Source organism: Acinetobacter sp. P1(2025) (assembly GCF_051390655.1).
GTDB lineage: Bacteria > Pseudomonadota > Gammaproteobacteria > Pseudomonadales > Moraxellaceae > Acinetobacter > Acinetobacter junii.
Genome location: NZ_JBPKBJ010000100.1, coordinates 1 through 10,565, shown reverse-complemented (window position 1 = coordinate 10,565; position 10,565 = coordinate 1). Strand labels below are relative to the sequence as shown.

Below are 10,565 nucleotides of genomic sequence, written 5' to 3'. Positions count from 1 at the left end.
CCAGTGTTGATCTGTCAGCATGGTACGAGGCATAGCGAATAGTAAAATTGGGTTTGGCGATTTGATTTTACTACTTCGCTATTTTTTTAAGCTAAAAGTGTCAACACACCCTAATCATCTAAATGCCGATAGTTATCTTAGACAATATTACTGAGGATAATTCTGATGTTTTTGCTAAATGCTGATTTTTCAAAGTTCGCAGTCGTCAAACCTAGAGACTATCAATGGGTAAAATCACCTGGCGGCGAAGTAGAACGTGTCATGTTAGACCGAATTGGCAATGAAGCAGCTAGAGCAACAAGTTTAGTCAAATACGCACCTCTAAGCTTATTTCCAAAACACCAACATCCTCATGGCGAAGAGATTTTGGTATTGTCTGGAATGTTCACTGAAGATGGTAGCCAACACTATCAAAAAGGATGGTATTTGCGGAATCCTCATAACTCTAGTCATATTCCATCTAGTGAGATGGGCACCTTGATCTTTGTCAAACTCAGACAAATGTCCGAGACTGAAACTGAAGCTGTTCGTATCGATACCCATAACCCGAATAACTGGAAAAAAATGGGACATCGGGACATCTGTGAACTTTACCAATCTCCGCTAGAGCATACTTATCTAGAAAAAATCATGCCCTTACATCCCATCGAATATGATGTAAAAGGTGGTGCTGAAATTTTAGTGATTGAAGGTGAAATCAGCCATAGTGAAGAAACTTATCCAACAGGTTCTTGGTTACGTATTCCTCCACAGGCAGATTACCAACTTCAATCAGGTCAACAAGGCGCAACACTTTATCTAAAGACAGGTCATCTGATCGACATGATTCAGTCAACTCATAAAATTTAATGAGCGACTCCGAAATACATGTTTCAATCAAAGATGATGAAGCAACTAGCGATGCGTATGAACTGACATCACAATCCCAAAACCTGCCAATAAGGTGATAATAGCTGTACCACCATAGCTCATAAATGGTAATGGATCTCCTGTCACAGGAAAAATTCCACTAACCATACCTGAGTTAACAACGACATATAGAAAAAAAGACAATGCTAATGAACCGACAATCAATCGTCCGAAATTATTAAATGAGTTCAATCCAATCATAAAACAGCGGATGATGATTGCTGCATATAAGCTAAATAGAATTACCACACCAATAAAACCAAACTCTTCTGCATAAGTTGACATAATAAAGTCTGTATGCCGTTCAGGTAAAAATCCAAAATGTGATTGAGTGCCTTGTAAATAACCTTTTCCTGAAAACCCACCCGAACCAATCGCAATTTTAGACTGAATAATATTCCAACCTGAACCAAGGACATCAGCCTCAGGATCAATCAAAGTTGTGATACGCTTTTTTTGATAGCTTTCCAATAAAAAAGTCCAAGCAATCGGAAGAAATAACATCACTAAACCCATAGAGCCTAGAATTAATTTCCAAGAAATACCTGCCAAAAACAATACAAACAGACCACTGGTGAGGATCAGAATCCCTGCCCCCAAATCAGGTTGTAATGCGACTAAAAGTAAAGGAATGACAATTAAAACCAATGAAATCAAAATATGAAATATTCTAGGTGGCAAAGCATTTCTAGATAAAAACCACGTGATCATCAGCGGCATTGCAAACTTCATCAGTTCACTTGGTTGCATACTTCCTAACAATGGAATAGCGATTCACCGACGTGCACCCATTCTCACTTCACCGATAAAAAATACAGCGATGAGCAGTACCAAACTCACAGCATATAGATAAGGACTAAATGCCTGATAAACTTTTGGAGGAACTTGAGCACAAACAAAAAGTGCTACAAATCCTAAAAGGAAACTAAATCCTTGTTTGAATACCAACCCCATATCTTGAGCCGATGCACTATATACGACGATTAAACCTAAGATCGCATTTAAAATGAGAAGGCTCAATAACCAAGGGTCGAGATGTAATTTATGCCAATACGAAGAATTATTTTTGAGATGCAAACCATCTCGAATGGAATAACGTAAAAATCGGGATTGCGGAACAGGCTTCATGGTGATCTTAAAAATAAGAAAAACGAGCAGATAAATCTGAACTAAGGCGATGGAGTATATATTTAATTTGTTTCTGTGCTCAGATTATTACTTTTATTTTTGTGAATCTTTGATAAATTTGCAGATACCATTTAAATCAAAGGTTTTATACATATGGACCCCTCACCTTTAAGGCGTATCTTTGGCTCTCTCAGTAGACAGCTTGGAGAACTAGGATGATAGAATTTCTTTTAGACCCTAGCATCTGGATCGCGTTATTAACTTTAATCGTACTCGAAATCGTACTTGGCATTGATAACTTAGTTTTCATTGCAATTCTTGCAGATAAACTTCCTCCAGAACAAAGAGATAAAGCAAGAATCATAGGTCTTTCATTAGCCCTTATCATGCGTTTAGCCCTGCTTTCCATTATCTCTTGGCTAGTTACTTTAACAAAACCTATTCTCCATATATGGACTCTGAGTTTCTCAGGTCGAGACCTAATCCTACTCTTTGGTGGTCTTTTCTTACTCTATAAAGCCGTTACAGAATTACATGAAAAAATAGAAGGCAAACCTGTACATAAAACCCAATCAAGTGTTGCTTATGCAAGCTTTGGTATGGTGGTCACTCAGATCGTTATTCTAGATGCAGTGTTTTCTTTAGATTCTGTGATTACAGCAATCGGAATGGTTGACAATATTTATGTCATGATGGCAGCCGTGGTGATCGCTGTTGTAGTGATGTTGATTGCATCAAAACCATTAACAAACTTTGTAAATAAGCATCCTACTGTTGTTATTTTATGCTTAAGCTTCTTACTACTGATCGGTATTAGTTTGATTGCTGAAGGTTTTGGTTTCCATATCCCGAAAGGATATATCTATTCAGGTATTGCCGTTGCAATCCTAATTGAAGGTTTCAACCAATTTACTCAACGAAATGCTGAAAAACATGCATCAAAACTACCTTTAAGACATCGTACTGCAAACACGATCTTCAAGCTCATGGGTGGCAAAGAGCAAAATGACCCAACGATTATCGATAACAACGATGATTCATTCGGTGCCGAAGAACGCTACATGATCGGTGGTGTATTAACTCTGGCTGAACGCTCTGTTTCATCGATTATGACACCTAGAGATCAAATTTCTTGGGTCAACATCGATGATGATATTGAAGATATCAGAGCTAAAGTACTTGCAGTACCTCACAGCTTATTCCCTGTATGTAAAGGCAATTTGGATAAAGTCATTACTGTTGTACGCGCAAAAGAGCTGATCGATTGTTTGGATGAAAAAGAAGAATTGCAAAATCTTTTAAAACGCCAACGTCCAATTTTTATTTTTGAAAAGATGAAAGTGATAGATGCAATTAATACTTTGCGCTCTTCAAAAGGCTCTTTAGTCATGGTGACGAATGAATTTGGAAATATCCAAGGCTTGATCACTCCATTAGATGTATTTGAAGCAATTGCTGGTGAATTCCCAGACTCAGATGAACAACTGGATTTGACGAAAATATCTCATCAAGAATGGATAGCATCTGGCTTATTAGACCTTTATCAACTTCAACTTGAATTAGGCACACTTGAACTGGTTCAGGAAGGTTCAGGCTATGTAAGTGTCGCTGGTTTATTACTAGATAAATTAGAAGGTCAAGTTGATGTCGGTTCTACATTGACCTATGAGGGAATCTATTTCGAAATTATAGAAATGGATGGCACTCGCATTAAGAAAGTCAAAATTATTTATCCGATGTAAATCCAACCATAAAAAAGAGCCTTTCAAAAAGGCTCTTTTTTTTTATATCTCAATCTGACTACCAATTTCGACAACACGATTCGTAGGGATTTGATAAAAATCGCTAATAGGACTTGTATTCTTTTGCATCGTAGCGAATAACTGTTTTCTCCATGTAGTTAACTTATTATCCGCTTTGTAGATCAATCTTTCGCGTGACACAAAGAAACTGATTTCCATCAGATTATATTCAAAATCAATTTTATTGAAAATTTGCTCTAAGACCATAGGTACATTCGGCTGCTCTTTAAAACCATAATTGATTTGTATCCGATAAAAGCCTTTCTCTAAAACTTCGAACTCATATCTCAGTTCATCTTGCACGTATGGGATATCCGAAACTTGCACCGTTACCAACATATTTTTGTCATGAAGAATCTTGTTGTGCTTGAGATTATGCAACAACGCATGTGGTACTACAGATGGAGAACCTGTCAGAAACACAGCAGTACCAAATACCTTATTCATATCTGTGCCTAGATATTTAATAAAGGTTTCTAACTGCAACGTATCGCTTTGGAGTTTTTCCTGCAATTGAACCCGCCCTTTCTTCCATGTCATCATCAATGTAAAGACAAAGACAGCGATAAGCACAGGCACCCATCCACCAATAAAGAACTTAAGTAGATTCGAGCCTAACAGCACTAAATCAATAAAAATGAATGGTACAGCGAATAAAACCAGTTTCCACGTTTTCCATTTCCAGTAGCTATAAGCAAGAAATGCAACCAAAAGCGTATCGCAGAACATGGTAATCGTTACAGCAAGACCATAAGCACCTGCTAAATTACTACTTGTTTTAAAGAGTAAAACTAGGAATAAAATTGAAATATATAGAATCCAATTGAGCAAAGGGATGTAAATTTGACCCACTTCAGACGCTGAGGTATGTAGTACATTCAGACGAGGTAAATAACCCAATTGAATCGCTTGTTTCGCCATCGAAAAAACACCACTAATCAATGCCTGTGATGCGATCACAGCTGCTGCGGTCGCAATAAGAATCATTGGATAGAGGAAGAAAGATGGTACAAGTAAATAAAATGGATTAGTAATCGCTGTAGTATCTCTTAGCAATAAAGCACCTTGACCTGCATAATTCAACATAAGACAAGGCAAAACAACGAGGAACCAACCAAGGCGTATCGGAAGAACACCAAAATGCCCCATATCAGCATAAAGCGCTTCACCACCTGTGACGGTCAAAACGACAGCGCCCATCACAAAAAATGAAATATACGGATTGGTGATAATAAATTGCAATGCCCAATGTGGACTTAAGAAAGCCAAAATCGTTGGGCTTTGAATAATACTCACAAACCCAATTGCACCAATAGACAAAAACCAAAGCAGTGTAATTGGGCCAAAAAACTTACCCATTACGGCAGTTCCATGTTTTTGTACAAGAAACAATGCCGTCAGAATGCCGATACTGATCGGTAATATAAATTTATCAAATGCTGGAGCCGCAACAGAAAGTCCTTCCACAGCCGATAACACAGATATTGCGGGTGTAATAATGCCATCACCAAAGAATAATGAAGCGCCAATAAATCCTAAAGCTGTAATCAGAATTTTTGTTCGATTAGAAAGACCTGGCTGACGTAAATTCAAGGCAAGTAATGCCATGATTCCACCTTCGCCATTGTTATCTGCTCGCATTATCACCATCACATATTTAAGAGAGACGATCAACATGATGGTCCAGAAAATAAGCGATAAGATTCCTAAAATATTAATTTCATTGATTGGCATTCCATGTGTTGCATGAAAGCTTTCTTTAAGTGCATAAAGTGGGCTAGTTCCAATATCGCCAAAGACTACACCAAGTGCAGCTAAAGTCAGTATGGGTACACTAGCTTTCTCTACCGTCTGATTTTGCATGTTGTAAAAAAACACTTCTAAAAGTTAAAGTGATACTAGCACTCAATCTATCACTCACTAAATAATTTATTTATAAGCCAGTTAAATATCTAATATTTAATTAAATAATTGCTTATTCAAATTAAATCACTCTACCTTTGAGTTAATTAAAATAGCGCCAATAAACACGCTCGCATTCCTTCAAAAAAACTCCACTTGAGAAGAATTATCAGTTATTATTTGGGCAAGAATTATTCCTGTGAATTGACCATGAATGCTCATACCTTAACGTTGGCCAATGTCTTAACGATTCAAAAGCTTAGCAAAAAATTCGGTGAGCGTTTTGCTGTAAATCAAGCATCATGGTCTGCTCAAAGTGGTCAGATTATTTGCCTATTGGGACATTCAGGTTGCGGTAAGACAACCATGCTACGTCTGATCGCAGGTCTAGAGACTCCTACTGAGGGTTCTATTCAGCTAGAAAGAAAAGTTCTATGGGACCCATATCAACAAGTTCAAGCTGAAGAACGCAATATCGGTTTTGTATTTCAAGACTATGCTCTCTTTCCACATTTGAGCGTGTTGGAAAATGTGATGTTTGGATTGAAAAAAATCCCGAAGCACGAGCGTCAATCTATTGCTGAAAATGCGTTAAAGCATGTCTCTATGTCGCATCATATTCATAGCTATCCACATACTTTATCTGGTGGTGAGCAACAGCGTGTCGCTTTAGCTCGTGCACTCGCACCTAAACCTCATGTATTGCTTATGGATGAACCATTTTCGAATTTGGATCATCGTTTACGTGATCAAATTCGACAAAGTACTATTGAGATTTTAAAACAGACTTCAACCACCACTATCATTGTGACTCATGATCCTGAAGAAGCACTTCAAATTGCTGATCAGATTATTTTGATGCATCAGGGTAAAATCATTCAAAGTGGTACACCCAAGCAGCTTTACTTCCAACCGAAAACACTTTTTGCAGCACGTTATTTTTCCGATTTGAATGAAATAAAAACCCAAATACAAGATCAACAATTGCATACGTTTTTTGGAAATATTGCGATTCCAAAACATTTGACGAGTAGTAACGAGATTCGTTGCTATTTTAGACCCCATCAATTACGTGTTAATCGGATAAAAACTGAAAATAGTCTAGCTGCTAAAATTATTTCGTCGAACTTCTTAGGCTATTCACAACTACTTAAATTAAAAATCGAGGCAGAAGATAAAGTGTTAATTGCTTATGTTGAATATTCTCAACATTACGACCAAGCAGACACCGTCTACCTATCGTTAGATTTATCTCAGTGTTTCTTTTATGAATCCAATGATTCAATCGAAATCCATCAATCATCCACTTAACTGGTATTTATTATTCAAGTTTCTTCTTTTTAGGGATCAAAAATGAACCAACGAATAAAACTTCATGCGCTTTCAGTTAGTCTTGTCGCACTCAGCAGTGGTTGGGTAAATGCCGCTGAGGTCAATCTCTATACCACTCGCGAACCTGTGTTAATTCAACCACTCTTAGAAGAGTTCAATCAAAAAACAGGTATTAAAGTAAACACTGTTTTTATCAAAGATGGAATGCTGGAACGTGTTAAAACTGAAGGTCGCCGCTCACCTGCAGACGTCATGCTGACAGTTGATTTCGGTAATTTGGTTGATTTGGTTGAAAATGGTTTAACTCAACGAGTGAACTCTAAAGTTTTAAATACCGCGATTCCAGGTAACTTACGTGCAGCCAATGGTCATTGGTATGCGCTATCTATGCGTGCTCGTGCAGTGTATGTCTCTAAAGATCGTACACCACTAAAAGCCATCAGTTATGAAGAACTCGCAAATCCAAAATGGAAAGGTAAGATTTGTATCCGCTCTGGCAGCCATCCTTATAACACATGGCTAATTGCATCCTATATTGCTCATCACGGCGAAAAAGCAACTGAGCAATGGTTACGTGGCATCAAAGCAAATTTAGCACGCCCAGCGAGTGGTGGCGATCGTGATGTTGCACGTGATATTCTCGGTAAAATTTGTGATATCGGTGTTGCAAATACCTACTACGTAGGAACAATGCGTAATGGTGATGCTGAGCAACAACGTTGGGGCAATGCAATTAATGTTGTATTACCTCGCTTTAAAAATGGTGGAACGCATATTAATGTATCAGGTGCAGCTGTAGCAAAATATGCACCAAACCGTAAAGAAGCAGTTCAATTATTGGAATTCTTATCTTCAGATCATGCACAAGCAATCTATGCACAAAGTGGTTATGAGTATCCAGTAAAACCTGGTGTGAAGATTGATCCAATTATCGCAAGTTTCGGAAAGTTAAATATTGATAACGTCCGTCTGAGTGAAATTGCAAAATATCGTAAAGCAGCAAATCTGTTAGTCGATAAAGTTCAATTTAATCACTAAGTGATTTTATGGACAGGTCATCCATTTTGTTTTGACCTGTCCAATCAAACTTCTTAAACCTGCTCTTCAATAGTTTCTTAATCTCTAATGACCAAAAATAAGCATCACTTTAATTTATTCACATCGCTCAGTGGGGTATTGACCTTACTTGCCTGCTTGCCTGTTATTGCATTGGTTGTAACAGCGATTCAGGGTAATAGTGATATTTTTGGGCATCTGATTCAGTATGTTCTGCCACCTACTTTGGTTGATACCAGTATTTTATTATTTGGTGTTGGTCTACTCACGATTTTAATCGGGACTGGTAGCGCATGGTTAGTAACCGCATATCAGTTTAGAGGTCGAGCTTTTTTAGATTGGGCGCTGCTGCTTCCCCTTGCAATACCAACATATATCATCGCTTATAGCTATATCGATATTTTGCATCCTATCGGCCCAGTACAAAGCTTTCTAACCGCTAACTTTGGTTGGGAATCTCAACCTGCTTGGTTTCCGAATATTCGCTCTGTTTGGGGCTGTATTTTTCTATTAAGTTTTGTCTTATATCCTTATGTCTATTTAAGCACACGTGCAATGTTTCTCATGCAATCAACTAGCTTGATTGAAGTTGCACGCAGTTTAGGGCTCAACCCGAACCAAGTTTTTTTTCGAGTCGCGATTCCTTTAGCTCGCCCAGCAATCGCTGTGGGGGCTAGTTTAGCTTTGATGGAAACCATCAATGACATCGGTGCAACCGAGTTTTTAGGCGTCAAAACTCTAACTTTATCGATCTATTCAACATGGACAAATCAATCCGATCTCGCTAGTGCTGCACAAATCGCGATTTTCATGTTGATCATTATTACTTTATTGGTTGTTATTGAAAGACTGGGTAGACGCAAACAACGCTATATGAACTCTGCTCAACGTAGTCGATTGATGCCAGCACAACAACTCAGTGGCACAAAAGCTGGTTTATGTTTAATACTTGGATTGATTCCTATCAGCATTGGTTTCCTCATTCCGTTCATCCATTTATTTGTGGAATCTTATAAGCGTTTCAAGTATGCAGGTTTTTCAGACTATTTATTACAAGCATCAATCAACACTTTATTTTTAGCTACAGTTGCTACTGTGATCACAATTGCAATCGGATTTTTTATTGTCAGTGCGGCACGCTTTAGCCAAATTACATGGTTTAGCCGAATTGCCAGTTTAGGTTATGCAATACCTGGAACTGTGTTGGCCATTGGTCTTATGTTATCACTTGGAAAAATTGATCATGCGGTAGCTGATTTTCTTGAATTTAAATTAGGAATTCACACAGGCTTGCTCTTTTTAGGAACAACTTTTACCCTCATTTATGCATACAGTGTACGCTTTCTTGCAATCGCAATTGGTGGAATAGAGTCTGGATATAATCGTATCCATGGCGTATTTGATGATGCAGCTCAAAATTTAGGCCGAAATCAATTTCTAGTATTAAAAGAAGTTCATCTTCCACTACTCCGCCCTGCAATCATCTCTGCGGCATTACTTATTTTTGTGGATTGTATGAAAGAATTGCCGGCCACCTTGTTACTTCGACCTTTAAATATGGAAACCCTCGCAACTCAGTTATATGCTGAAGCCTCAAGAGGAACATATGAAGATGGAGCAATTGCAGCATTATTAATTGTTTTAGTGGGTTTGATCCCTGTCATTCTGCTTGCTCGTATGAGTAAAGTGTTAAACAAATAAATAAGATTTTAGCGATATAGCGAATTCTGCTATATAGTCCACAAATAAGAAAGGGTTGTATTTAATCAATACAACCCTTTTTTCTATGTCTACCGAATCATCGATTAGAAACGATAACGAACACCGGCTTCAAATGAACGCTCAGGACCAACATAAATCCCTTGACGTAAACTCGCGATATAACGCTTGTCCTCTAAGTTTTTAACTGCGCCATAAAACTCAACTTGATCATTCAAGGTATAGCGAGTTGTTAAATCGACAATCGTGTAAGCATCGATTTTTCCAGTAAAGAATCCGGAAGTATTCTCAACAATCGGTTTGGTATTTAATTCATCAGTAAACTGAGAACCTGTATAGTTTGCACTCAACTGACTACGTAAACCTGCATAGGTATAACCTACCCCAAGATTTGCCACCCATTCAGGTGTATATGGTACACGGTCACCATCTTTTGATTTTAGTGAACCATTTTTGTTGTAACGATCGCCTTTGAACTCAGCATTTGCAATCCATGTAAGATTAGCAAACACATCGAAACCATTCTCAAATTCTAAACTTACAGCACCTTCAAGCCCTTGGTTGTATGTTTTACCACCATTGGTCGATTGAAAATCTGAGTTACTGATGTGGATCTATGATTTTAGACCACGTCTATAAGTGATAATCTACTCCCCAATAAGCATGGGAAATGCTTGTTTCTGGAGTCAACCATGACACGAAGAAAACGTCGTAATC

6 protein-coding genes and 2 pseudogenes are annotated in these 10,565 nt (G+C 38.0%); 5 read left to right on the top strand and 3 right to left on the bottom strand.

Features of this window, described 5'->3' with window-relative positions:
* The first annotated feature begins 165 nt into the window (after positions 1–165).
* The gene (locus ACSC97_RS16665; protein ID WP_436662050.1) at positions 166–849 is read left to right on the top strand and encodes a cupin domain-containing protein; all 684 of its coding nucleotides are present in this window, start codon (positions 166–168) and stop codon (positions 847–849) included.
* 45 nt (positions 850–894) lie between these two features.
* Here ACSC97_RS16665 and rodA read toward each other — a convergent pair.
* Positions 895–2,037 (bottom strand): annotated as a pseudogene (rodA, locus tag ACSC97_RS16660) (rod shape-determining protein RodA).
* A 215-nt stretch (positions 2,038–2,252) separates the two neighbouring features.
* Here rodA and ACSC97_RS16655 point away from each other — a divergent pair.
* Positions 2,253–3,779, top strand: coding sequence for a TerC family protein (locus ACSC97_RS16655; protein ID WP_436662048.1), 1,527 nt, complete (start codon positions 2,253–2,255; stop codon positions 3,777–3,779).
* Between the two features lie 42 nt (positions 3,780–3,821).
* Here the strand turns inward: ACSC97_RS16655 and ACSC97_RS16650 are convergent, their stop codons facing one another.
* Positions 3,822–5,702: a potassium transporter Kup gene (locus ACSC97_RS16650; protein ID WP_436662046.1), complete on the bottom strand. Its 1,881-nt coding sequence runs from the start codon at positions 5,700–5,702 to the stop codon at positions 3,822–3,824.
* Positions 5,703–5,951: 249 nt separating this feature from the next.
* On the opposite strand from ACSC97_RS16650, the gene ACSC97_RS16645 reads away from it, so the two are divergent.
* The 3 genes from ACSC97_RS16645 to ACSC97_RS16635 all read left to right on the top strand — a co-directional run bounded on the left by ACSC97_RS16645 (position 5,952) and on the right by ACSC97_RS16635 (position 9,830).
* The gene (locus ACSC97_RS16645) at positions 5,952–7,052 is read left to right on the top strand and encodes an ABC transporter ATP-binding protein (RefSeq protein ID WP_436662044.1); all 1,101 of its coding nucleotides are present in this window, start codon (positions 5,952–5,954) and stop codon (positions 7,050–7,052) included.
* Positions 7,053–7,094: 42 nt separating this feature from the next.
* Positions 7,095–8,111, top strand: a complete 1,017-nt coding sequence (locus ACSC97_RS16640) for an extracellular solute-binding protein (protein WP_004959624.1) — start codon at positions 7,095–7,097, stop codon at positions 8,109–8,111.
* Positions 8,112–8,198: 87 nt separating this feature from the next.
* Complete coding sequence (locus tag ACSC97_RS16635; protein ID WP_436662041.1) at positions 8,199–9,830, top strand: ABC transporter permease; 1,632 nt, start codon at positions 8,199–8,201, stop codon at positions 9,828–9,830.
* A gap of 104 nt (positions 9,831–9,934) precedes the next feature.
* Here ACSC97_RS16635 and ACSC97_RS16630 read toward each other — a convergent pair.
* Positions 9,935–10,453 (bottom strand): annotated as a pseudogene (locus tag ACSC97_RS16630) (TonB-dependent receptor domain-containing protein); the annotation flags it as partial.
* Positions 10,454–10,565: the final 112 nt, after the last annotated feature.